The organism is Corynebacterium sp. HMSC036E10 (genome assembly GCF_001836265.1).
Taxonomy (GTDB): Bacteria; Actinomycetota; Actinomycetes; order Mycobacteriales; family Mycobacteriaceae; genus Corynebacterium; species Corynebacterium coyleae.
The window spans coordinates 123337-146384 of sequence record NZ_KV827981.1 but is presented as its reverse complement, the minus strand read 5'-3'; the positions used below and the strand labels follow the sequence as shown (position 1 = coordinate 146384).

General features: G+C 63.9%; 19 protein-coding genes. 7 read left to right on the top strand and 12 right to left on the bottom strand.

The window, feature by feature from the left end:
• Positions 1-3: 3 nt before the first annotated feature.
• Positions 4-642 carry a LuxR C-terminal-related transcriptional regulator gene (locus HMPREF2736_RS07495; RefSeq protein WP_070819949.1) on the top strand — a complete coding sequence of 213 codons (639 nt, stop codon included), beginning with the start codon at positions 4-6 and terminating at the stop codon, positions 640-642.
• Here the strand turns inward: HMPREF2736_RS07495 and HMPREF2736_RS07490 are convergent, their stop codons facing one another.
• Positions 643-1278, bottom strand: coding sequence for a DUF6474 family protein (locus tag HMPREF2736_RS07490; RefSeq protein WP_070829302.1), 636 nt, complete (start codon positions 1276-1278; stop codon positions 643-645). It abuts the gene before it with no gap.
• A 106-nt stretch (positions 1279-1384) separates the two neighbouring features.
• On the opposite strand from HMPREF2736_RS07490, the gene HMPREF2736_RS07485 reads away from it, so the two are divergent.
• Positions 1385-2884, top strand: coding sequence for a TM0106 family RecB-like putative nuclease (locus HMPREF2736_RS07485; RefSeq protein ID WP_246822110.1), 1500 nt, complete (start codon positions 1385-1387; stop codon positions 2882-2884).
• Positions 2885-2890: 6 nt separating this feature from the next.
• Here HMPREF2736_RS07485 and HMPREF2736_RS07480 read toward each other — a convergent pair whose 3' ends face one another.
• Both HMPREF2736_RS07480 and HMPREF2736_RS07475 read right to left on the bottom strand, forming a co-directional pair.
• Positions 2891-4024 (bottom strand): MFS transporter, encoded by a 1134-nt coding sequence (locus tag HMPREF2736_RS07480; RefSeq protein ID WP_083308985.1) that lies wholly within the window; start codon positions 4022-4024, stop codon positions 2891-2893.
• Positions 4025-4262: 238 nt separating this feature from the next.
• Positions 4263-4865, bottom strand: coding sequence for a superoxide dismutase (locus HMPREF2736_RS07475; RefSeq protein ID WP_070422653.1), 603 nt, complete (start codon positions 4863-4865; stop codon positions 4263-4265).
• Between the two features lie 89 nt (positions 4866-4954).
• Here HMPREF2736_RS07475 and msrA point away from each other — a divergent pair, with 89 nt between their 5' ends.
• Positions 4955-5596 carry a peptide-methionine (S)-S-oxide reductase MsrA gene (gene msrA / locus HMPREF2736_RS07470; protein WP_070453367.1) on the top strand — a complete coding sequence of 214 codons (642 nt, stop codon included), beginning with the start codon at positions 4955-4957 and terminating at the stop codon, positions 5594-5596.
• Here the strand turns inward: msrA and HMPREF2736_RS07465 are convergent.
• Complete coding sequence (locus tag HMPREF2736_RS07465; RefSeq protein ID WP_246822107.1) at positions 5593-7518, bottom strand: alpha/beta-hydrolase family protein; 1926 nt, start codon at positions 7516-7518, stop codon at positions 5593-5595. The two genes, msrA and HMPREF2736_RS07465, sit on opposite strands and share 4 nt — an antisense overlap.
• 64 nt (positions 7519-7582) lie before the next feature.
• Between HMPREF2736_RS07465 and HMPREF2736_RS07460 the strand changes: the two genes are divergently transcribed.
• A complete protein-coding gene (locus HMPREF2736_RS07460) occupies positions 7583-8338 on the top strand; it encodes a glycerophosphodiester phosphodiesterase family protein (RefSeq protein WP_070453364.1) in 756 nt (251 codons plus the stop codon).
• Between the two features lie 43 nt (positions 8339-8381).
• The gene (locus HMPREF2736_RS07455; protein WP_070829316.1) at positions 8382-9305 is read left to right on the top strand and encodes a DUF5926 family protein; all 924 of its coding nucleotides are present in this window, start codon (positions 8382-8384) and stop codon (positions 9303-9305) included.
• Here the strand turns inward: HMPREF2736_RS07455 and hutI are convergent, their stop codons facing one another.
• The 7 genes from hutI to HMPREF2736_RS07420 all read right to left on the bottom strand — a co-directional run bounded on the left by hutI (position 9306) and on the right by HMPREF2736_RS07420 (position 18676).
• Positions 9306-10499, bottom strand: coding sequence for an imidazolonepropionase (gene hutI, locus HMPREF2736_RS07450; protein WP_070829301.1), 1194 nt, complete (start codon positions 10497-10499; stop codon positions 9306-9308).
• Between the two features lie 93 nt (positions 10500-10592).
• A complete protein-coding gene (gene hutU / locus HMPREF2736_RS07445) occupies positions 10593-12284 on the bottom strand; it encodes a urocanate hydratase (RefSeq protein ID WP_083308036.1) in 1692 nt (563 codons plus the stop codon).
• Positions 12285-12442: 158 nt separating this feature from the next.
• Entirely contained in the window at positions 12443-13840 is a 1398-nt protein-coding gene (locus HMPREF2736_RS07440) for a YjiH family protein (RefSeq protein ID WP_141761610.1), read from the bottom strand.
• Between the two features lie 21 nt (positions 13841-13861).
• Positions 13862-14998 (bottom strand): CaiB/BaiF CoA transferase family protein, encoded by a 1137-nt coding sequence (locus HMPREF2736_RS07435; protein ID WP_070829300.1) that lies wholly within the window; start codon positions 14996-14998, stop codon positions 13862-13864.
• A gap of 20 nt (positions 14999-15018) precedes the next feature.
• Positions 15019-16185 (bottom strand): acyl-CoA dehydrogenase family protein, encoded by a 1167-nt coding sequence (locus HMPREF2736_RS07430; protein WP_070422648.1) that lies wholly within the window; start codon positions 16183-16185, stop codon positions 15019-15021.
• A gap of 176 nt (positions 16186-16361) precedes the next feature.
• The gene (hutH, locus tag HMPREF2736_RS07425) at positions 16362-17909 is read right to left on the bottom strand and encodes a histidine ammonia-lyase (protein WP_070829299.1); all 1548 of its coding nucleotides are present in this window, start codon (positions 17907-17909) and stop codon (positions 16362-16364) included.
• A 32-nt stretch (positions 17910-17941) separates the two neighbouring features.
• Complete coding sequence (locus tag HMPREF2736_RS07420; RefSeq protein ID WP_070829298.1) at positions 17942-18676, bottom strand: IclR family transcriptional regulator; 735 nt, start codon at positions 18674-18676, stop codon at positions 17942-17944.
• 37 nt (positions 18677-18713) lie between these two features.
• Between HMPREF2736_RS07420 and hutG the strand changes: the two genes are divergently transcribed.
• Positions 18714-19667, top strand: a complete 954-nt coding sequence (hutG, locus tag HMPREF2736_RS07415; RefSeq protein WP_070829297.1) for a formimidoylglutamase — start codon at positions 18714-18716, stop codon at positions 19665-19667.
• Between the two features lie 11 nt (positions 19668-19678).
• On the opposite strand, the gene HMPREF2736_RS07410 is transcribed toward hutG, so the two are convergent.
• A complete protein-coding gene (locus HMPREF2736_RS07410; protein ID WP_246822106.1) occupies positions 19679-21121 on the bottom strand; it encodes a YjiH family protein in 1443 nt (480 codons plus the stop codon).
• 187 nt (positions 21122-21308) lie between these two features.
• Between HMPREF2736_RS07410 and HMPREF2736_RS07405 the strand changes: the two genes are divergently transcribed.
• Entirely contained in the window at positions 21309-22892 is a 1584-nt protein-coding gene (locus HMPREF2736_RS07405; RefSeq protein WP_083323016.1) for an alanine/glycine:cation symporter family protein, read from the top strand.
• The last annotated feature ends 156 nt before the right edge of the window (positions 22893-23048 follow it).

Genomic DNA, 23048 nt, shown 5'->3' with positions numbered 1-23048 from the left:
CCGGTGATTAGAGTCCTGCTGGCAGACGACCACGAGATCGTTCGCCTCGGCCTGCGTGCCGTGCTCGAAGAAGCGGACGACATCGAGGTCGTGGCAGAAGTTGCCACCGCGGAAGGCGCGATCGCCGCAGCGCAAGCCGGCGGCATTGACGTGGTGTTGATGGACCTGCGCTTCGGCGCCGGTGCGGAAGGCCAGCGTGTGACCACGGGTGCGCAGGCGACGGCGGAGATCCGTTCCCGAATGACCAACCCGCCGAAGGTGCTGGTGGTGACCAACTACGACACGGATGCGGACATCCTCGGCGCAATCGAGGCCGGTGCGGTGGGCTACCTGCTGAAGGACGCCCCGCCGGAGGAGTTGGTCGCGGCGGTGCGCTCGACCGCCCGCGGTGATGCCACCATGTCGCCGGTGGTGCGCGACCGTTTGGAAACGCGCGAGCGTACGCCACGTTCCTCGCTCACCCCGCGCGAGCTGGAGGTGCTGCAGCTGGTGGCTGCTGGTTCGTCGAACCGCGAGATCGGCCACGAACTCATGCTGTCTGAGGCCACCGTGAAGTCCCACCTTGTCCACATTTACGACAAGTTGGGTGTGCGCTCGCGCACCTCTGCCGTGGCGTCGGCGCGCGAGCAGGGAGTGCTCTAACTAGCGGGAGAGGCGCTCCTGGACATCGCCGGCGAGGACGTTGAGGTCCTCGTCGATGGAGTTGTGGGCGAGACGGCGCTGCTCCGGGTTGGCGTGTTCGGCGTTGCGGACGGCCTGCTCGAGCTCGTCGAGACGCACGCTCGCGTCACGCTTGAAGCTCTCGGTAAACTCGCCAGAGCCGGACACGCTTGCGCGGATCGCCTCGATGCGGGCCTTGAGCTCGGCGCCGCGGCCGGAGTGGCGCGCCAGATCACCTGCGGACAGGCCGAGGCCAGAGGCGCGGTTGTTCACCTGGTTCTGCTGCAGGGAGGTCAGCGCCTTGTAGATCAGCGGCAGCGCGATGGGGATGAGGACGCGGGCGGCGCCGGTCCACTGCTGGGCCTTCTTCTTGGTAATGCCGGCTTCCTCGATGCGCTTCAGGTGAGCCTTAGCCAGGTCCTTTTCGTGCTTACGCTTGCGCTTGAGGCCCTTCTTCTCTTCCTTCAGCAGACGCTTTTCTGCCTTGTCCAGCAGTTCGGCGGTGCGCTTGTCGGCCTTCGCCTGATCCTTGGCCAGTTGGCGTGCGTGCACCTCAGCGGCCTTAATTTCGGCCTTGACGTTGCGGCGTGCTTTGCGGATGATGCCCAGGACACCCATGGTCGGTACTCCTTGCGTTTTCGTTTGCGTTAACTCCAAACAACTGTACCTGCCGGTCCGACAACACCGCCCGGGTATCGTGGCAGGCATTGTGAAACCTCCCACCGTGGGCGGAACTGCCCAACCAGCGCAGCCGGTGCGCGCGTCCGATCTTGTCGGGTGCCGCTACCGGCTGCGTCAGCGACGCGCGCACCCGGATACGCCTGAGTTGCCGGATGCGCTGCTGCGCCAACCGCAGATTGATGCGGGTCGTGCTGCTGTGTTCGATGCGTTGCCGGTGAAGCGGGCGGTTGGGGATGGCCGTGGAAAGGCGTTTACGCGCATTGATATCGATCCGGGTGCGGGGGTGGATGCGCGGGTCGTCGATACGCGGTTGGCGCTGAAGCGGCGCGCACACCTGATCACTAACGCGGCGCTCGAAGGCGAGATCGATGGGGCGCCTGCACTCGCGGAGGTTGACATCCTCGTGCGCACCGACCGCGGGTACGCGCCGGTGATCATCTCGAACCACCGGGTAGCGCGGGAGCATCCGACGAACGAGATGTTGATGGTGCCCACCGCCAGGCTCGGGTTGGGGCGCGCGATGACGGTGAAGGCGAAGGGCCGCCACCACACGGTGGACGGGTACCGCCTGGCCATGGCGCATGTCCTGCTGGGCACGCTTGCGGATGGTCGCGGCGGAGCGGTTGGGCAGGATCGGGCGCGCGTGTACGTCGTCGACCCCGCCCGCTACGTCCCGCAGTTGCGTGAGGCGCTCGCCGTGGAGATCCCGGACGAGCCGAAGCGGATGAAGCAGTGCGCATCCTGCCGATTCTGGCCGCTGTGCAAGCCGCGCCTGGAGGAACTCGATGACATTTCGCTGCTCCTGCCGGGCGGCCGCGGGGACGTGTGGCGCGAGGAAGGGATCACCACGGTGCAGTCGCTTATCGACGACGGCCCCGCCGAACCCGCAGCCATCGCCCGCGCCTGGCGCGCCGGTATCCCGGTGCTGCGGCGTGAGAAGTTAGCGCCGGTGCCGCGCGCCGACGTGGAGATCGACATCGACATGGAGGCCTACCTCGACCAGGGCGCCTACTTGTGGGGCGCGTACGACGGCGAGGAGTACCGCGCGTTTGTCACCTGGGAAGACGTTGGTGGTGCGGCCGAGGAGGCGAACTTCAACGCGTTCTGGTCGTGGCTGATGCAGCGGCGTCGCGACGCGCGCGAGGCCGGCCAGACCTTCCGCGCTTACTGTTATGCGGCGGGTGGGGAGAACCACTGGCTGCGGTCGTCGGCACGCAGGTTTGCCTCGGTGGACGAGGCGGAGGTTGCGGAGTTCATCGCGTCTGAGGATTGGGTCGACGTGTTCGCCCTGGTGCGACGTTCGCTCGTCGGCACGGATGGGCTCGGCCTGAAAGTACTCGGGCCTGTGGTCGGCTTCGCGTGGGAAGACGACGACGTGGATGGGGAACGCTCCGTGGCACTGCGCCGCGCGGGCAGGTTTGGCGATATCGACGCGCGCGACATGCTCATCCGCTACAACGAAGACGACTGCCTGGCCACCCGTGCCGTGCGCGACTTCCTCGACGCCGGCGCGCCGGGCGTGCCACGATTGGGCGAGGTTTAGCGGGGTTTAGCGGGGCTCCGCCTTCCACAGCGCCGCACCCGTGGCCACGAGGGCAGCAAGTAGCCCAGCGAGCACCCCGACGAAGCCTGCCCACGGCAACGCCTCGTACGCGCGCCCGGTGGCGGCGCCCAGGATCGACGAGCCCATGTAGTAGCAGAACACGTACATGCTGGAGGCCTCCGCACGGTCGCGCTCAGCGATGAGCCCAACCCAACCGGACGCCGTGGAGTGCAGCGCGAAGAAGCTGGCGGTGAACACCAACAGGCCAAGCAGCGTGACCCACAGCGATCCGCTGGCTGCGGCAAGCGCACCGAGGAGCATGAGTATCGACGATGCCAGCACCACCACCCCGTGCCCGTGGCGCTTCAGCAGCACTCCGGCACGGGCGCTCGACCACGTGCCGGACAGGTACACCACGTACACCAGGCCGGACAGGGCTGCGGGCAGGCCGAAGTCGAGCACCGCGCGAAAGCCGAAGAAGTTGTACATGGACACGAACACGCCCATGGCCACGAACGCGGTGGCGTAGAGCACCAGCAGCCGGGGGTTGCGCAGGTGGCGGGCCATCGCGCGAATTTCCGCGCTCGGCCGGATGGAGAGTTTTGGTACGAAATTGCGCTGCTCCGGAAGCAGCCACACGGCAATCACTGCCAGCAGGAAGGCAACGAGGCCGCTGCCTAACAGCGCCCACCGCCAGGAGGTGACCTCCAAAAGCCCTGCCGGGATGAGGCGACCGGTGAGCCCACCGATGCTGTTGCCGGCGATGTAGAGCCCCATCGCGCCGGGTAAGTCCCGGTGGTCGAGTTCTTCGGACAACCACGCCATGGCCACCGCCGGGGTGCCGGCGATCATTGCGCCCTGGAGGGCACGCATGGCGATGAGTTGCTCGGCGTTTTGGGCGATGGGCAGGAGCAACCCGATACCGGTGGCGGCCAGTGCGGAGATGACCAGGACGCGTCCGCGCCCGTACTTTTCCGAGAGGATCGACGCCGGCACCACGCACAGCGCAAGGGCGCCGGTGGCGGCGGAGACCGTCAGTGCGGCGGTGGAGGGGGTGATGTCCAACTCGGTGGTGAGCGTGGGCAGTAGGGCCTGGGTTGCGTAGAGGGTGTTGAAGATGGCGAGGCCGAACGCCAGCATCGCTAGCGTTGCTTTGCGGTATTCAGGACTGCCTTTTCTCACCCTGCCTATGTTACGAAACTTCTCGCGGGGGAATTACGCAACAAAAACTTTGCGAAAATACTTGCAGTTAAGGCGACCCTAACTTAGACTGCTTCTTGAGTTCATGCGGACTCGACGTATCACAGGGAAAACAACAAGCGCCCGCCACCTCCGAAAGGAGGTGGCGGGCGCTTGTATTAGCTAGGTCGCTGCAGGTTTATGCAGAAGCCTTTGCGTAGCGCTCGTTGACGTCGTCCCAGTTGACAACGTTCCACCAAGCCTCGACGTAGTCAGCCTTGACGTTCTTGTACTGCAGGTAGAAAGCGTGCTCCCACATGTCGAGCATCAGGACCGGGGTGAAGTCCACGGAGATGTTGCCCTGCTGGTCGGTCATCTGCTGGATGATCAGGCGGCCAGCGATGTGGTCGTAACCAAGCACTGCCCAGCCGGAGCCCTGCAGGCCGTTAGCCACGGCAGCGAACTGCTTCTTAAAGCCCTCGAAGGAGCCGAAGTCGCGGTCGATAGCCTCGGCGATTGCGCCGGTCGGGTTGCCACCAGCGTTCGGTGCCATGTTCTTCCAGAAGATGGAGTGGTTCGTGTGGCCACCGAGGTTGAACGCAAGGTTCTTGGTCAGTGCGCGAATCTTATCGGCGTTTGCGTCGCCGTTGCGCTCTGCCTCAAGAGCCTCGAGTGCAGTGTTTGCGCCGTTGACGTAGTTAGCGTGGTGCTTGTCGTGGTGCAGCTGCATAATCTCTGCGGAGATGTGCGGCTCAAGTGCGTCGTATGCGTACGGGAGATCAGGAAGCACGTAAACAGCCATGATGGTTTCCTTTCGTTTGATTTCGTGTACGGCAACCATCGTAGAGAAAATTTGGGAACAGTGTTGTGCCCAAACTCGTTACAGCAAATATGGGATTTCTTTTCGCACCTGAGCCAAAGCTTGTCGACGACACCACGGCCCTCCCCGGCCGCCCCGAACCCGTCCTTGCCAACCCCCGCCCGCACGCCGTGCTGACCACCCCGATTACCGGCCCGTGGCGTGAGGGGCAGAAGCGCATCCTCATCGGGATTGGCTGCTTCTGGGGTGCGGAGAAGATGTTCTGGCAGCTCGACGGTGTTGAATCGACCTCGGTCGGCTACGGCGGCGGCATTACCCCGAACCCCACCTACCGCGAAGTCTGCTCCGGCCAGACCAACCACGTGGAGTTGGTGGAGGTGGTCTACGACCCGGAGGTGATCTCGCTGAAGGAGATCGTTAAGACTGCACTCGAGGCGCATGACCCAACCCAGGGCTACCGCCAAGGCAACGACGTGGGCACCCAGTACCGCTCCGCCTTCTACACCGACACCGAGGAAGAGGCCGAGCAGATCCGTGAGTGGATCCGCCAGTACGAGGCGGACCTGAACAGCGCTGGCTACGGCGACATCACCACCGAAGTGCGCGCCGGCGCGCCGTATTACCTCGCTGAGGAGGAGCACCAGCAGTACCTGCACAAGGTGCCCAACGGCTACTGCCCGCACCACTCCACCGGCGTGGCCTGCGGCATTTAGTAGCCGTGCTTGGAGGGGAACCCTCCGACGGGGCGGCGCAGTTTGGTGGCGTCGTTGTGGATCCAGGCAGCCGCGCGCTTGATCTCGTCCTTGGTCAGCGCGGCGTTTGAATCCTCGTCTGAACGCTCGCCGTGGATGACGCCGTTCCAATACGCCACGGTTTCCTCGTGGTAGTTGTGCCCGTGGGGCGACGGGTAATCCTTGGAGGACAACTGGTCGATGGCAATCTGCCAGTAGGTGACCAACGGCATCCACCGCATCGTGTGCAGCGCATCCAAGTGCTGCGCCTTCGGTGCCGGAACCCCGCGCGAGCCCGGCTCCTTCAGCCAGTCCGGCCGGCGCCACGCCAGGCTGTGGTCCCACCACACCACCGGGTCAGAGGCGTGCTGGGCGAACACGACGCGCGGGGCCTCCCACTTCTGCGCGTAGGCGTCGCCTTGGAAGTCGTGGTTGAGGTGGTCGGGGTGGGCGGTGAAGCGGACGTGGAGACCGTCGTCGATAAGCGGAAGGCGCTCCGGAGAACCTTTTTGGCGCTGCTTAGTTAGCTCTCTGTGGTTGCGGGCGAAGCCGGGCGTGCCGGTGAACACGGCGCCAGAGGTGAGCTCGAAGAGTTCGTCGATGGACTCGAACGCGTCGGACACCCCGTAGGCGCCGAGCGATTCGCCGCCGAGGAAGAGCTTCGGGCGGGAGGATTCTGGGATGTTTTCCAGTTCGCGCAGGATGTACTCGATCAACATGCGCGAGGAGCGCACCGGGTTCGTGCGGTCCGCAAGATACGAATACGCCGAGGGCAGATACGAGTACTGCATAGCGACGATCGCACTATCGCCGCCGGTGACAAACTCGAACCCTGACGTGTGGAAGTCGTTGATCCAGCCCGTGCCGGCTGCCGACATCACCGCAATGTGGGAGCGCTCAAACGCGCCGGTGCGATGCATCTCCTTAATAGCCAGGCGCGCCATCTGCTCAAAGTCCGGCTCGTCCTGCTCACGCTCCAGATCCAGGCCGACGAAGATCCGGATCGGCTCCTGTGCCTCCCGACCAAGGACACGTTCAATGTCCTCCTTTCGCGGGCCACCGGAAACCACCGCGCGGCCCTGACGACCCATGAGGTTCCAATCCACCGAAGACTCCGGCGAACCCGAACGCTGCGGGCGATGCGGTTGCACCGCGCCTCGCATGTACTCACGGTCTAGCTCAAAGGCACGCCGGCTCGCATTGGAGAGGAACTGGCGCAACACCACCCGGTCGCTTACCAACACCAGCAACACACCACCGCCCACGATGGCGATTGGCCACGACGCCACCGGCGGCAACTTCTTGCCCAGCAGCTCGTTGAGCGCGTCGATGAAGGACTGGATCGCATCGCCGACCAGCAACACCGTGCCGTATCCGAGCGTGCCCAGCATCACGCCACCCGCCAGGTCAGAAGCCCGGAACGTGTCGTCGCTTTGTACCAGGCGCTTCAGCCGAATGCGCCGGCGGATCGAGGTGGCGAACACCGCAACCGTGGTCGCGGTCATCGCAACACGCGCTGGGCGGGGCAAACGTCCAGTCCCGGTTGGTGGGGTCGTCGGCCCGAACGCGTGCGCAAGGCCCGTCGCAACCCCGTGGCCGATGCCCTGGAGTACCGCCACGTTCGCCGCGGTCGCCCACCAGTTGTGCGGCAGCAACGACGGCGACACCGCACCCCACGTGGCCACTTCCGCGCCGACCAGGCCCGAGCGAAACGCCGGCGGCAGCCGGTGCGGGCCAAGCAGGCGGATCGCGGGGGAGAGATCCCCCAACACCTGCACCGCGCCGATCGGTACCGCCAGCCAGCCGTCGCGGCTGAACGAAAACCGCTGGCGTGCGCGCCATACCGCGTCGGGCAGTTTTGCGGTGATGTTGCGGATGGCGTTGCGGGTGTCGTCGATAAGCACGCTTGCTATTGTCCCAAACTTCTTACACTCGCGGGCGGGCACAAGGGCGAGTAGCCTGTGGGCCGTGAGCCACAACACCACACCAAAAATCGTCGCCCACCGGGGATTTTCCGGATCCTACCCAGAACTCACACAACGCGCGTTTGAAAAGGCGCTCGAACTTCCCATCCACGGCATCGAATGCGATGTACGGCTCACCCGCGACGGGCGAGTTGTCGTCTTCCACGACCCCACCCTGATCCGCACTGCGGGCGTGCGTGGGCGCATCGACTTCAACGACTACAACGACCTGCGTGAACTGAACGTGGGCACCAAAGAGGACCCGCAGCGGATTATGCTGCTGGAAGAACTGCTCGAACTCATGCAGGACTACCCCGACAAACACATCTACATAGAGACCAAACACCCCACCCCGCACGGGCCTGAGGTGGACGAGCAGACCTTCCGCATGCTCAGGTACGCGCGTCTCGACGACTCACCGAACATCCACCTCGCGTCCTTCTCTCACCGCGCGGTGCGCTACTTCACCGACATGGCGCCCGAACTGGAAACCTTCTACCTGTTCCGCCTGCGCGAGATGAAGTGGAACAAAAAGAACCGCATGTTCTCCCGCCCCTACGGCGTGGGTCCCGCGCTGCAGCACCTGCAGCTGCGCACGGAACTGCTGGGATACCGCGGTTTGAAGACGTACACCTGGACCGTAAACACGCCTCGCGGTATGCAGTGGTGCGCTGACAAGGGCGTGGATGTGATGGCAACGGACCTTCCCGATCTTGCCCTGGAGATCTTTGGCAACCACACCGCTGTTGTGTCTGACTAGCTTGTTGCCCGCCGGTGTCGTGCACGCCGGTACGATTGCGCGCATGGTGCAACGCAAACCGAAGAAAAAGAAGAACCGCGCAGATCTGCCCGAGGGCATGTCGCGCCGCGAGGCAAAACTCGCAGCCCGCGCCGCTGAGCGCGAGAAGTTCCAGAAGGACCCCCGTCCGTACGGCGGTCTGGCAGCAGAAGCCGACCTGGTAGCGCTGCAGGAGTTCGTCCCCTCTGCCGTGACCACGGTGGATGTGAAGGGCACCCCGGTCAACATTGTGACCGTCCTGCCGGGCGCCGGTGCCGCGCTCGTGCGCGAGGAGGACCAGGGCGGCGAGCGTTTCGTCGCGCTTCAGGTCACCTCCCACTCCCAGAACCCGGGCCGCGACCTCGCGTATGCCCTGAACTGGGTTGTTGATGCGAAGCCGGGCGAGACACTGCAGTCCACCGTCGCTGACGGTTCGCAGCCGGAGCTCTCGGAGCTTCTTAGCGACGACGCCACCCTGGACATCACCACCTACCAGGACTTCTCCTGGTGGTTCCCGGAGGGGGCTTCGGTCCCGCCGCAGATCCAGCAGGCGCTGCGCCAGGCCAACGACGCCGTCCTGCCGTCTGAGAAGATCGGCGAGAACCTGCCGGGCGCAATCTGGTGGGTTAACCCGGGCGGCGGCAAGGCACACATCCGCTGGGTGCGCACCGAAGATAACGAGGCGCAGATGCTGTCCGCACTGGCACGCATCGCGGCACGTGGCGAGCTGAACCTGGGCGAGGACACCAAGTTCGCCGGCGCATTCCGCACCCACGGCCTGGTTGTTCCGGTGTTCGACCTCGACCCGTCCGTGGCGGCCGACTCCTACGAGGCGGCGCTGGCGGAACTGGATAAGAAGATCACCGCCGAGTACGCCAACGACGCTGCATTATCTGCAGACGAGCGCAAACAACTGGACAATATTAAGTCCCGTCAGGTGACTATCTAGCTAGCCGTAGACCTTCTTGCCTGCCACCCAGGTCTGCCACGTAATCGGCATGCCTGGGCGGTAGGCCAGGTTGATGGCGTTTTCTGCATCCAGGATGTGCAGGTCGGCGGCCGCGCCGGGCACCAGCGTGCCCTTGGCCGGGCGGCCCTGCGGGTCCTTGCCGTCGCCGACGTTGTGACGGCGCAGCGCCTTCGCACCGCCGGTGGTGGCAGCCTCGATCGCCTCGTCGAGCGTGAGGTACTGCTGCAGCACCGCGGTGGTCACGCAGAAGTTCATCGAGGACGTAAACGACGTACCGGGGTTGAGGTTGGATGCGATGGCGACGGTGGCGCCGGCATCGATAAGTTTGCGCCCCGGTGCAAGATCCTCGCGCGTGGACAGGTCGCAGGCAGGCAGCAGCGTGGCTACGGTGTCCGAACCGGCCAGCAGCTCGAAGTCCTCATCAGAGAGGTAGTTGACGTGGTCCACGCTGGCCGCGCCCATCTCCACCGCAAGCTTCACGCCCGGGCCCTCTCCGAGCTGGTTGCCGTGCACGCGCACACCCAGGCCCACCTTCTTGCCGGCTTCGAGGACGCGACGGGACTGTTCTTCGTTGAACGCACCGCGCTCGCAGAACACGTCGATCCACTGCACGTGGTCCTTCACCGCATCCAGCATCGGGCCGACGACCTCGTCGATGTATTCGTCGGCGTCCGCTCCGGGCGGGACCAGGTGGGCGCCGAGGAACGTCACCTCGTCCACGTGGCGGGCGGCCACACGAGCAGCCTCTGCCTCGGACTCGACGTTCAGACCGTAGCCGGTCTTGGTTTCAAACGTGGTGGTGCCGCCCGCATGACCTGCGGCGACGCGCTCCGCCACCAGTTTGTCCAGGCGCTCCTCGCCTGCGGAGCGGGTGGCTTCCATGGTCACGGCGATGCCGCCGGCGGCGTAGGACTCGCCGGCCATGCGGGCCTCGAACTCTTCGGCGCGGTTGCCGTCGAAAACCATGTGGGAGTGGGAATCTACCCAGCCGGGCAGGACTGCGCGCCCGCCAACATCGACGGTTTCGGCGGCGTTTGCTGCTTCCGCGGGGGCTTCGTCGGCGGGGCCGACCCAGGCGATCACGCCGTCGTCGATAAGCAATGCTGCGTTCTTAATGGTGCCCAGCTCGGAGACCGTGCGGAGCTCGGAAATGCCAGTAATAAAGGTGCTCATGGGTGCCTTTCTTCGGAGGGCTTCGTGGGGCCCAGGGTAACGAAAAGCGCTGACGCGCCCGTGAGGGAAACGTCAGCGCTCTACGGCGCGTGATTAGTCGCGTGCCTGGAACTTCATCGGGATGCGCACGCCGCGCTCCTGCGCGACCTCGTTGGCGCGGGAGTAACCGGCATCCACGTGGCGGATGACACCCATGCCCGGGTCGTTGGTGAGCACAGCCTTGAGCTTCGCCTCGGCGAGCTCGGTGCCGTCAGCCACCGTGACCTGGCCGGTGTGGATGGAACGACCCATGCCCACGCCACCACCGTGGTGGATGGATACCCAGGTCGCGCCGCCGGACACAGCGGTCATGGCGTTGAGCAGCGGCCAGTCAGCCACAGCGTCGGTGCCGTCGAGCATGGACTCGGTCTCGCGGTACGGAGACGCCACGGAGCCGGAGTCGAGGTGGTCACGGCCGATGACGATCGGTGCCTTGACCTTGCCTTCCTTGACCAGGTTGTTGAAGATCACGCCGGCCTTGGCGCGCTCACCGTAGCCCAGCCAGCAAATACGTGCCGGCAGGCCCTCGAACTCCACGTACTCCTCAGCGGCGTCGAGCCAGCGGTGCAGGTGCTCGTTGTCCGGGAAAGCCTCCTTGATGGCCTGGTCGGTGACCTTGATGTCCTCCGGGTCGCCGGAAAGCGCAACCCAGCGGAACGGGCCAAGGCCCTCGCAGAACAGCGGGCGGATGTAGGCCGGGACGAAGCCCGGGAACTCAAACGCGCGGGAGTAGCCGGCCTTGCGGGCTTCGTCGCGGATGGAGTTGCCGTAGTCGAACACCTCGGCGCCCTCGTCCTGGAACTCGACCATTGCCTGGACCTGTGCGGCCATGGCTTCGCGGGCCTTCTTGGTAAAGGTGGTCGGGTCGGCGTCTGCCTCGGTGTGCCAGTCGGCGAACGGGATCTCGCTCGGCAGGTAGGACAGCGGGTCGTGTGCGGAGGTCTGGTCGGTGACGATGTCCACGGTGAACTCGCCCGCACGCTGGCGGCGCAGCATCTCCGGGAAGACCTCGGATGCGTTGCCGACGAGGCCCACGGACAGGGCGCGCTTCTCGTTCTTCGCGTCGGTGACCAGCTTGATCGCTTCCTCGAGGTCGGTGGTGACCTCGTCGAGGTAGCGCTTGCCCTGGCGGCGCTTCAGGCGGCCCTCGTCAACATCGACGATGAGGCAGGCGCCACCGTTGAGGGTGACGGACAGTGGCTGTGCGCCACCCATGCCGCCGCAGCCGCCGGTCAGGGTCAGGGTGCCGGCGAGCGTGCCGTTGAAACGCTTCTTCGCCACAGCCGCGAAGGTTTCGTAGGTGCCCTGCAGGATGCCCTGGGTTGCGATGTAGATCCAGGAACCGGCCGTCATCTGGCCGTACATCATCAGGCCCTCGTCCTCGAGCTCGCGGAAATGCTCCCAGTCCGCCCAGTCGCCAACCAGGTTGGAGTTGGCGATAAGCACACGCGGCGCCCACTCGTTGGTCTTCCATACGCCGACCGGCTTGCCCGACTGGACCAGCAGCGTCTCGTCGGACTCGAGGTCCTTCAGCGTATCGACGATCGCGTCAAAGGCCTCCCAGCTACGTGCCGCACGACCGGTGCCGCCGTAGACGACGAGGTCATCGGGGCGCTCCGCAACCTCCGGATCAAGGTTGTTCTGCAGCATGCGCAGCGGGGCCTCGGTCTGCCAGGACTTTGCAGTGATCTCAGTGCCTCGCGGGGAGCGGACCTCGCGTGCACCTTCGGACCAGTTCTTCGCCATGGGAATCCTTTCTACGGCTCATTGAGTTTCGTGATGCAGGACCACAATCCGACAGGAATGTAACCCGCGTTACATTGAGGATAAGGGAGCAATGTGGTTGCTGGAATACAGTTTTTGCCCGGTTTGTCTCGGATACGAGACAGGCCGGGCAGTGGGGGTTAGAAGATCAGGTACGCAATCGGCACCGTCAGGATGATGGACAGCACCACGCGCTGGAACCAGATGATCACCATGTGGCTGATCTTCAACGGGATGTCCGTGGCCAGCACCGCCGGGATCATCGAGGAGAAGAAGAACACCTGGCTGATGGAGACCACACCAACGGTGAAGCGCAGTACGTCAGACTCGTTGCCAGCCGCCAACGTTGCCGGCAGGAACAGCTCGGAGAGGCCGATGGCAAACGCCTCGGACGCGAGCCACGGATCCGGCAACTGGAACACCCACGCCAGCGGGAAGAACAGTGCGCCAAGGATCTTGAACGCCGGGGTGTAAAACGCCAGCGCCAAACCGATGATGCCAACAGCCATGATGCCCGGGATGACCTGGATGGTCATGATCACGCCGTCCTTGAAGTTGCGCCAAATGGTCTTTGGCAGCGACTCCGCCTGCGCCAAAAACGCCTTCGCTTCCTTCCACGCGGCGGCGAACAGGTTGCCCTCCACGCGCTCCTCCGGCTGCGGGGTGGCACCGGGGTAGTAATCGTCCGGGATCGTGCTCAACGGAGGGATGCGGACGACGACGATAGTGACTAGGAAGCACACAAGGAGCGTGACCGCGAAGTACACGCCCCAGATGTGCATCAGGTCCAGCGTTCGCGCCACAACCACCATGAACGTCGCCGATGCGGTGGAGAACCCAGCCGCGATGATCGACGCTTCGCGCGCCGTATAGCCGCCGGTGCGGTAGACGCGGTTGGTAATCAAAAGGCCCAGCGAGTATGACCCCAAAAACGACGCCACTGCGTCAACGGCCGACTTACCCGGGGTGCGATACACCGGCCGCATGAACCGCTGCACCATCACACCGATGAATTCCATCAGGCCGAAGCCAACCAGCAAACCCAAAAATACGGCACCCACTGGGATAAGCAGGCCGACGGGGATGACGAGTTTGTTCAGGATGAAGGGGCCGAGGCGTTCGTCGAAAAGAAATGCGGGGCCGAAGTTGAACACGAGCATCGCGCACAACACCACCGCCAACGCGGAGAGGAACGCGAACACGGCACGCGCTTTATCCTCGCGCCACTTACCGGTGGCGAATTGGTAGACGGCGCCGGCGGTGATCATCACCAGGGTGATGTACGGCAGGGCGCCGGCAAGTGAGGACTGGAGCCAGCCCACAATGTGGTCCAACAGAATCGTGTTCTTCTCCCCGACAGTAAACGGGACGAAAAACGCAAAGGAACCGATCGCGCTGTAGAGGAAAAACCTCCACTTGTTCTTCGGCTCTGCGCTGTCTACCTCATGCTCGGGCGGAAGGGACGGGACGGCGGCAATATTGTCGCCCGGAATCCAACGGGTGCTGCCACCACGACGTGGGGTCTGCGTTTTATCCATGGTGCTGCTCCTTTACGGAACTCAGGTGGTGCGCGGATCTTCGCTCAACCAGGACTGGATACGTTCGTTGTCTTGCCCCAACTCCGGCGCCGGCGTCGGCTTTTCCATGCCGGCGAGTTTGAGTGGGGAGGCGAGGGTGCGGAACCCATCCGTTTCTTCAACCACCACGCCACGCTCCTGGGCGAACGGGCTACGCAGCGCCTCGTCCAGGTCGTACACGCGGGCGGTGGGCACGCCATGCTCTTCAAACAGGGCGATGGTCTCCGAGCGTGTCTTCGTGCTTAGCGCTTCTTCGATCAGTTCGCGCAGCGCAACGCGGTTTTCGGAGCGGGCCACCGGTTCCGCGAAGCGATGGTCGGTTGCCAACTCCGGCATGCCAAGCGCGTTGGAAAGGCGCTCGAACAGGCGGTTCGTGGTGATCGCGATGACCACATCGCCGTCCTTCGTGGCGTAGGTGGAAAACGGCGCGGACAGGCCGTGGTCGTTGCCGATGCGGGTGGGCGGGGTGTCGTCGTAAAGCGCGCGCATGCCCACGGACTCCATGACGGAGATGAGCGAGTCGTACATCGCGAGATCTAAATGCTGGCCGGTGCCGGTAGATTCGCGCTGGTAGAGCGCCGAAACCGTACCGATCGCGGCGTAGAGGCCCGGGATGAGGTCACCCAGCGAGATGCCCACGCGCGTCGGCTTGCTGTTCGGCCAACCCGTAATCGACATCAGGCCACTCATCGCCTGCGCAACCAGGTCGTACGCCGGTTCCTTGGCCAGCGAGCCCGTCTGGCCGAAGCCGGAGATGCTCGTCACGATGAGGCGCGGGTTGATCTCCAGCAGGTCCTTCGGTCCAAGGCCGAGTTTCTCAAGCACACCAGGGCGGAAATTTTCGACGACCACATCAGCGCGGCGGACCAGATCACGCAACACTTCCTTGTCGTCGTCGTTCTTGAAGTCCAGCGTGATGCCCATCTTCGAGCGGTTGAACAAGCGGTAGTAGGCGGACGTGCCGTCGACGAACGGGCCGAACTGACGCGAATCGTCGCCCCACGGCGACTCCACCTTGATCACCTCAGCACCGAGGTCAGCCAAGATCATGGAGCAGAACGGTCCCGCGAGCACGCGGGAAAGGTCGAGGACGCGGATTCCGGAAAGCGGTGCATTCATAGTGTTTCCTCCTGCGTGGACTAGACGAAGGCCGATTCGCCCGTGATGGAACGACCGACGATGAGCTGGTTGATGTCGTAGGTGCCCTCGTAGGAGTAGATGGCCTCGGCGTCGTTGAAGATCTTTGCCATGCGGTAATCCGAGATCAGACCGTTGCCGCCGAGGATCTCGCGGCCGAGCGCGACCGTCTCACGCATGAGCTTCGAGGTGAACGCCTTGGCCAGCGCGGACTGCTCGTTGTTCGCGGAACCGCGATCCTCCATGCGGGCCAACTGGGCCATCATCGACTCGGAGGCAACGAGGTTGCCCTGCATGGTGGCCAGCTTGTTCTGGTTGAGCTGGAACGAGGAGATCTTCTTGCCAAACTGGATGCGCTCGTCCGCGTAGCCGAGCGCCACATCGAGGGCGCCCATCTGCGTGCCGACGGCCTGCCAACCCACCGTGGAGCGTGCACTCTTGAACACCTTGTTGATGTCCTTGAACGAGTTCGCCCCCTCGAGCTTGTCGCTATCCGGCACGAATACGTTGTCCAGGGTGATGTCGGCGTTTTGCACTGCGCGGATGGCAATGCGGTTTTCCATCAGCGTGGCCGTGTAGCCCTCGGACGTGGTGTCCACGATGAAGCCCTTGACCTGCTCATCCTCCGGGTCGCGGGCGTAGACGGCGACGTAGTCGGAGAAGGTGGCGTTGCCGATCCAACGCTTCGCGCCGTTGAGGATCCAGCCGCCATCCACCTTGGTGGCGGTGGTGCGCATGCCCTGGGCGACGTCGGAGCCGGCCTCCGGCTCCGTGATCGCAAGCACGCCAGTCTTGCGCACGGCGTAGAGGTCCGGCAGCCAGCGCTCCTTCTGCTCCTCGGAGCCAAGCAGCTCGATGCTGCCGGTGAACAGGCCGTCCTGGCCGGAGAAGAACGTGCCTACGGAACCGTCGGCGCGGTGAATCTCCGCCGCGACGAGGCCTGCGAGCAAGCGGGAGCGACCCTGGCCGCGTACGAGGCTGATGATGTTGAGCTCGCCAATCGACGGCAGCAGCTCGTGCGGGAACTCCGAACGGTTCCAGTAGTCCACCGCGATCGGGAGCACCTTCTCCTTTGCCCAATCGCGGACGTTGTAGAGGATGTCCTTTTCCTCTGTGGACAGTTCGCTTTCAAAGTCGTAGAAATCGCCATTCGGGTACCGGCCAGCCATGGTGAGACTCCAATCACAATCTGCGGGGGTTAATGATGTAGGCGACAGTGTATGGAGTTTCCTGTGGTAACAAAGGGGGCAGTGTCGCCAGTTGTCTGGGTTCCCAGACTATTGGTGATGCGTAATAGAAAGCGGGCGGCGCCGATGCTGCGGCGCCGCCCGTTGAGTAGTGCGGTTTAGCGAAGTGTGCCCACAACCGCCTCAACGGCCTTGACGTAATCGCCGCCCTTGACCAAATGCACGGCATGCTCAATCTCCGGGGCCAGGAAACGATCGGTGCCCGGGCCCTCCACATGCTTACGCAGCGTGGCCAGAGCTGCACCGGTGCCGACGGACGGCTCACCCTCGCGCATGTCCAGCGCACGCGCGGCGGTGAGGATCTCCACTGCAAGCACGCGCTGCAGGCCATCGATGCTGCGGCGCAGCTTGCGGCCCGCCGACCAGCCCATGGAAACGTGGTCCTCCTGCATCGCGGACGACGGGATCGAATCCGCAGACGCCGGCACCGCGTTGCGCTTGAGCTCGCCGACAATGCCTGCCTGCGTGTACTGGGCGATCATGTGGCCGGAATCCACGCCCGGGTTGCCCGCGAGGAACGCGTTGAGGCCGCGGTTGCGCGCCGGGTCGAGGAAGCGGTCCGTGCGGCGCTCGCTAATCGACGCCAAATCTGCCACCACAATCGCCAAAAAGTCCAACACGTACGCCACTGGTGCGCCATGGAAGTTGCCGTTCGAGGCGACACGGCCGTCCTTGGCCACCACCGGGTTATCGTTCGCGGCGGCGAGCTCGCGGTCGGCCACCGTGGTCACGTATGTCAGCGTGTCGCGGAAACCGCCGGCGACCTGCGGGGTGCAACGGATCGAGTACGCATCCTGCACGTCGTTCGCCTTGAAGCCCTCGAGTGCCGCCGCCAGGATCGGCGAATCCGCCGCCACGGTACGGATGTTGTAGGCCGCGTCCGCCTGGCCCGGGTGCGGGCGCAGCTGCTGCAGGTCCTCGTCGAAAACAGACAGCGTGCCGTTGAGGCCCTCCACGCTCATCGCGGTTGCGATGTCCGAAACCTTGGCGGCCTCGCGCAGATCTGCGATGGCCAGGCACAGCATGCCAAGCATGCCGTCGGTGCCGTTGATCAGCGCCAAGCCTTCTTTTTCGCGCAGGACCAGCGGCTCGATGCCCGCCTGGGACAGGGCGTCAGCGGCCGGGATGATCTCACCACCCTTGACGCGGACCTCACCCTCGCCCAGCAGGGCCAAGGCGCAGTGGGCCAGCGGCGCCAAGTCGCCGGAGCAACCCAGTGAACCGTACTCGCGCACCACCGGCGTGATCCCAGCGTTCAGCGCGGCGGCGTAGGTCTCCGCCACCACCGGGCGCACACCCGTGCGGCCCGTGCACAGCGTGGACAGGCGCAGCAGCATCAGCGCGCGAATGACCTCTTCTTCCACCTCCGGGCCGGAGCCCGCGGCGTGGGAGCGCACCAGCGATACCTGCAGCTGCGCGCGCATATCTTCCGGGATGTGCTTCGTGGCCAGGGCGCCAAAGCCAGTGGAGACGCCGTAGACCGGGGTCGGGTCCGCAGCGAGCTCCTCGATGCGCTCACGGGTAGCGGCGATTTCCTCGAGCGCCGCCGGATCGATCTCAACGTTTGCGCCGTAGCGCGCGACGGCGACGACGTCCTCAACGGACAGCGCGCCGATGCCTACTGTGACGGGGGTAATAGTTGTCATGCGTGTGATGCTAGATCACACCGGTGTAGTGCTCAACGATTACCAAAAAACTGCGTGCGCAAGCGTGCCGAGGCATCCTCCAAAGCCCCCAAAAGTGCCTGCTTATCGGTGCTTCCCACCGGGAACGTCGCCGCAAGCGCCGCCGCCGGTCGCTCCAGATGGTCCAACACCGCAACCGCCACGGACTCCTGCCCGCGCGAGACTTCCTCGCATTCGCTTTCCCAGCCGTGCTCGCGGACGTCGATAAGCTGCGCTTTGACCTCGCTGTACCGACGACGCTCGCCGGACGACGTGAACACCGCGCGCAACTCCGCGTCCGGCAAATGCGCAAGCATGATGCGCCCCGACGCCGTAGCCAACGCCGGCAAACGCACACCAACCTCCGTCACCAACGACACCGCCCCTGGAGCACGCACCTCGTGCAGGTACACAATCTCCGACCCGGCCAGGCGCGTCAGGTGAGCCGAACCCCCAGCAAGCGCAGCAATACGGGCGAGAGGCTTCGTCGCGAGCCGCACCAGCGGCTGCTGCGTGGTGTACGCCTGCGACATCCGGTACGCCGCCAACCCCAACCCGTACGTGCCCGGGTTTTTCAAGTGCACCACAAAGCCGGAATCCTCCAACTCGCGCAGCAAGTGGTACGTCGTCGAACGGGGCAGCTCCAACTCGCGTTGAATACGGGTCGCAGAAATCGGCGCATCTGTAGTGGACAGCAGCGACAGGATGCGCAGCACATTGTGCGCAGCGGGAACCTGGGGCTTATTCATCGCCTCTCAGTATGCCCCGACGCTAGGCTCGTGTGGCATGAATACAGTCACAGCACCACTTTTCGCACCCGCACCCGACTGGACCGGCCGCGACGACGGCCCCGGAGCCGAGCACGCCCGCTGGCACAGCGAGGTCTCCACCAACGCCGAACCACAAGAAGGAGCCGTGCACCTCATCGGCTTTGCCTCCGACGAAGGCGTTGAGCGCAACGGCGGCCGCCAAGGCGCCGCCCAGGGCCCCGACGCGTTGCGCGCCGCACTCGGCTCCCTCGCTATTCACGACGAGCGCACGCTTATCGACGCCGGCACCGTCACCACCCAAAACGACGACCTCGAAACCGCGCAACGGACCCTTTCCGACAAGGTGTATGACCTCGTCACCGCGCAAGGCGCAGACGGCATGACCGTCGTGCTTGGCGGCGGACACGAAACCTCCTTTGCCACCCACCGCGGCGCCTACGAGGCCATCGGCCCGATGCACATCATCAACTTCGACGCCCACTTCGACCTGCGCACCGCCAGCCGACCCACCTCCGGCACACCCTTCCGCCAGATCGCCGACCTAGCGGGCAGCGACTTCGACTACTCCGTCTTCGGCATCTCCCAGCCCAACAACACCAAGGTGCTCTTCGACACCGCCGACGACCTCGGTGTGACCACCGTGCTGGACACCGAACTGGCCGAAATGTCGATGCGCGAAGCCGTCTACCGCGCCCTCGCCGCCGTCGACGGTGATCTGCCGATCCACCTCTCCATCGACCTCGACGTCCTGCCCGCCGCCGTTGCGCCGGGCGTGTCCGCCCCCGCAGGCTTCGGCGTGGACTACGCGAAACTGCGCGCAATGGTCTCCGCCGTCGCCGCCACCGGCCGGGTCGCGCTGCTGGACGTCGTCGAACTCAACCCCGACTACGACGTAGATAGCCGCACCGCCAAAGCCGCGGCGCGGCTCATCGACGATGCGGTAACGGCGGCGGCAAGGCGTCGTCGCTAAGCAAAAGTCCCTTAGAACAGCAGGTGGGCGACGGGCACCGTAATGATCACGGTGAGCACCACACGGATGAACCAAATGATGACCATCTTCACGATGTTCAGCGGAATGTCCGTCGCCAACACCGCCGGCACCATCGCCGAGAAGAAGAAAATCTGGCTCACACACACCACAGCCATGGTGAACTTCAACACCATGTCATCCGAACCCGCCGTCAACGTGGCCGGAAGGAACATCTCCGCCAAGCCGGTCGCCAGCGCACCCGACGTCGCCCACGGATCCGGCAAACGCAGCAACCACACCACCGGGTAGAACACCACGCCAACGGCCTTGAACACCGGGGTGTACGTCGCCAGCACCAGGCCAATCACGCCAACCGACATGATGCCCGGCGTGACCTGCACCGCCATGACCAAACCGTCGCGGAAATTCGACCACAACACCTTGCCCAACGAATCCGCACGGTTGAGCTCAATCTTCGCCTCACGCCATGCCGCCTTGAAACGGTTGCCCGTAATCTCCTTTTCCGGGTGCGGCGTCGCCCCCGGGTAATAATCCTCCGGAATGCGCGAAATGGGAGGGATGCGCACCGTAATCGCCGTCACGATAAACGTGATGATGAAGGCGATAAAGAAGTACGCGATCCAGTGCTCCATGATGTCGAGCGTCTTAGCGACGATCACCATAAACGTGGCCGACACCGTAGAAAAACCTGCAGCAACAATCGACGCCTCACGCCCGTTATAGCTGCCGTTCTTATACATACGATCCGTGATCAACAGGCCCAGCGAGTAGGAACCAAGGAATGACGCCACCGCATCCACCGCAGACTTGCCCGGAGTGCGGAACACCGGGCGCATGATCGGCTGCACCATCACGCCAATGAACTCCATCAGGCCAAAGCCCACCAGCAAACCCAAGAAGATCGCGCCGACCGGAATCAGCAGGCCGACCGAGATCACCAACTTATCCAGGATGAACGGACCAATATCCGGGTTGAACAACCACTCCGGGCCGAACCCAAACGTCAGCATCGCGCACAGCACAATCGCCAGCACAGACAGTGCCGCAAACGCCATGCGTGCGTAGTCCTCTTTCCAGCGACCGGAGACGAACTGGTAGATCGTGCCAGCGATGATCGCCGCTAGCGCCAGGAAGCGGGTCCCCTCGCCGAGGGTCGTGGTGATCCACGTGACGATGTGATCCAACAAAATCGTCGACTTCGAACCATTCACCGAAAACGGCACGAAAAACGCGAAGATGCCGATGGCGCTGTAGACAAAGAAACGCCACGCCGCCTTCGGCTTCACATCCGCATCGGGGGTGAAGTCGGGATCGGGATCAGCCGGGGACGTGGAGTCGTCGACAAGCACATGCGAACTTGCGGGCAAGTCCTTTACTGGCCAAGCAGGCGAATACCTACGCATACGATTCGTGCGCTTACCAGCGGGTTCCATAAACATCCTTTCAATACTGCAGCGGCGTCCGCAACGTCTGCCCAACAATTGGGGCCGAATATTTTTGGTGCCGAAGAATAATTTTTACACAAAAAGTGACACACAGCACAAAGTGATGGTCTAGATTCTCTAGTTACTTGAAACGACGTTCAAGAAAACCCCAGCACACAAACAAAAGGAGGGCGCCATGGAAGGGTTCATCGACACCCTCAATGGCCTCATTTGGTCCAACTGGTTGGTATTCCTGTGCCTCGGCGCAGGCGCATACTTCACACTCGTCACCCTGTTCCTGCAGATCCGTTGCCTGCCCGACATGATCCGCCAACTCAAATCCGGCGAAAAGTCCGAAGAAGGCATCTCCTCGTTCCAATCGCTGATGATCTCCCTTGCCGGCCGCGTCGGCGTCGGCAACATCGCCGGCGTCGCCACCGCCATCGCCTTCGGTGGCCCGGGTGCCGTCTTCTGGATGTGGCTCGTCGCCCTACTCGGCTCCGCAACCTCGTTCATCGAGTGCTGCCTCGCCCAGATCTACAAAGAAACCGACCGCGACACCGGCGAATACCGTGGTGGCCCGGCCTACTACATCGAAAAGGCCTACAAGCACACCACCGCCGCACCATTCATGCTGGTCTACGCCATCATCTTCGCAATCTGCATGCTGCTGGCAACCTCCTACTTCCTCCCCGGCATCCAGGCCAACGGCGTAGCCGCAGCCGTGGACAACGCATGGGGCATCGACGTCAAGATCTCCGCAGCCGTCATGGCGATCCTCCTCGCCTTCATCATCATCGGCGGCGTGAAGCGCATCGCGAACTTCGCATCCATGGTCGTCCCGTTCATGGCCGCCATCTACATCATCATCGCCATCGTCGTCCTCTTCGCCAACGCCTCCGACATCCCCGAAGTCTTCGGCATCATCTTCCGCTCCGCCTTTGACAAGGAAGCAGCATTCTCCGGCATGCTCGGCGCAGCCATCATGTGGGGCGTCAAACGCGGCATCTACTCCAACGAAGCAGGCCAAGGCACCGGCCCGCAGTCCGCAGCCGCCGCCGAAGTCTCCCACCCCGCCAAGCAGGGCTTCGTCCAGTCCTTCGCCGTCTACATCGACACCCTCTTCGTCTGCTCCGCAACCGCCTTCATCATCATCTCCACCGACATGTACAAGGTGTTCGAAGGCCAGTCCGAAGACGGCGCCGTAGTCTACGACGGCTCGCTTCCCGACGGCGTGCCCGTCGGCCCCGGCTTCGTCCAAGAAGGCCTGAACTCCTTCTCCGCCGGCCTCGGCCCATCCTTCATCGCGCTGGCCATCATGTTCTTCGCCTTCACCACCGTGCTGGCGTACTACTACATGGCAGAAACCAACTCCGTCTACCTCAACCGCTGGGTAAAGAACGAAGGCGCCCGCAAGGCCATCATCTGGGGCCTACGCGTCCTGATCATCGCTGCCGTGTTCATCGGCGCAACCACTACCCCGGGCAACGCGTGGGCACTCGGCGACATCGGCGTGGGCGCAACCGCATGGCTCAACATCGTCGCCATCCTCTTCCTGCAGGTCCCGGCCCTCAAGTGTCTGTGGGACTACCGCCGCCAGAAGAAGGCCGGTATCGATCCGCACTTCGACCCCGAGGCCCTCGGCATCAAGAACGCCGACTTCTGGGTTGAGCGCAAGAACGAGCTCATCGCCGCTGGCAAGTGGCCCGGCGTTGAGGGCACCGCAGGTGCTGCTGGTGCTGGCTCTGGCTCGACGGTCGTGCGACCAGACGAGCAGTAAGCGCTTACTGCTCTAAGCCGGTCCCCGGGTTTGCGCCCGGTGGCCGGCTTTTTCGTGCGTGGCGGGGTGGTTCGGTTGGGTGCTGGCCCCAAACGGTACATCCAACACAGCTCATTTCGCTGATTTTCGACGAAATGCACCGTGTAGGAGGCGCCG

Bases quoted from the DNA above. Each gene is read 5' to 3' on its own strand.
- HMPREF2736_RS07490 (WP_070829302.1), bottom strand. From the start codon at position 1,278: ATGGGTGTCCTGGGCATCATCCGCAAAGCACGCCGCAACGTCAAGGCC.
- HMPREF2736_RS07480 (WP_083308985.1), bottom strand. From the start codon at position 4,024: ATGCTGGCGTTCGGCCTCGCCATCTTCAACACCCTCTACGCAACCCAG.
- HMPREF2736_RS07475 (WP_070422653.1), bottom strand. From the start codon at position 4,865: ATGGCTGTTTACGTGCTTCCTGATCTCCCGTACGCATACGACGCACTT.
- msrA (WP_070453367.1), top strand. From the start codon at position 4,955: ATGGGATTTCTTTTCGCACCTGAGCCAAAGCTTGTCGACGACACCACG.
- HMPREF2736_RS07455 (WP_070829316.1), top strand. From the start codon at position 8,382: ATGGTGCAACGCAAACCGAAGAAAAAGAAGAACCGCGCAGATCTGCCC.
- hutI (WP_070829301.1), bottom strand. From the start codon at position 10,499: ATGAGCACCTTTATTACTGGCATTTCCGAGCTCCGCACGGTCTCCGAG.
- hutU (WP_083308036.1), bottom strand. From the start codon at position 12,284: ATGGCGAAGAACTGGTCCGAAGGTGCACGCGAGGTCCGCTCCCCGCGA.
- HMPREF2736_RS07440 (WP_141761610.1), bottom strand. From the start codon at position 13,840: ATGGATAAAACGCAGACCCCACGTCGTGGTGGCAGCACCCGTTGGATT.
- HMPREF2736_RS07435 (WP_070829300.1), bottom strand. From the start codon at position 14,998: ATGAATGCACCGCTTTCCGGAATCCGCGTCCTCGACCTTTCCCGCGTG.
- HMPREF2736_RS07430 (WP_070422648.1), bottom strand. From the start codon at position 16,185: ATGGCTGGCCGGTACCCGAATGGCGATTTCTACGACTTTGAAAGCGAA.
- hutH (WP_070829299.1), bottom strand. From the start codon at position 17,909: ATGACAACTATTACCCCCGTCACAGTAGGCATCGGCGCGCTGTCCGTT.
- HMPREF2736_RS07420 (WP_070829298.1), bottom strand. From the start codon at position 18,676: ATGAATAAGCCCCAGGTTCCCGCTGCGCACAATGTGCTGCGCATCCTG.
- hutG (WP_070829297.1), top strand. From the start codon at position 18,714: ATGAATACAGTCACAGCACCACTTTTCGCACCCGCACCCGACTGGACC.
- HMPREF2736_RS07410 (WP_246822106.1), bottom strand. From the start codon at position 21,121: ATGGAACCCGCTGGTAAGCGCACGAATCGTATGCGTAGGTATTCGCCT.
- HMPREF2736_RS07405 (WP_083323016.1), top strand. From the start codon at position 21,309: ATGGAAGGGTTCATCGACACCCTCAATGGCCTCATTTGGTCCAACTGG.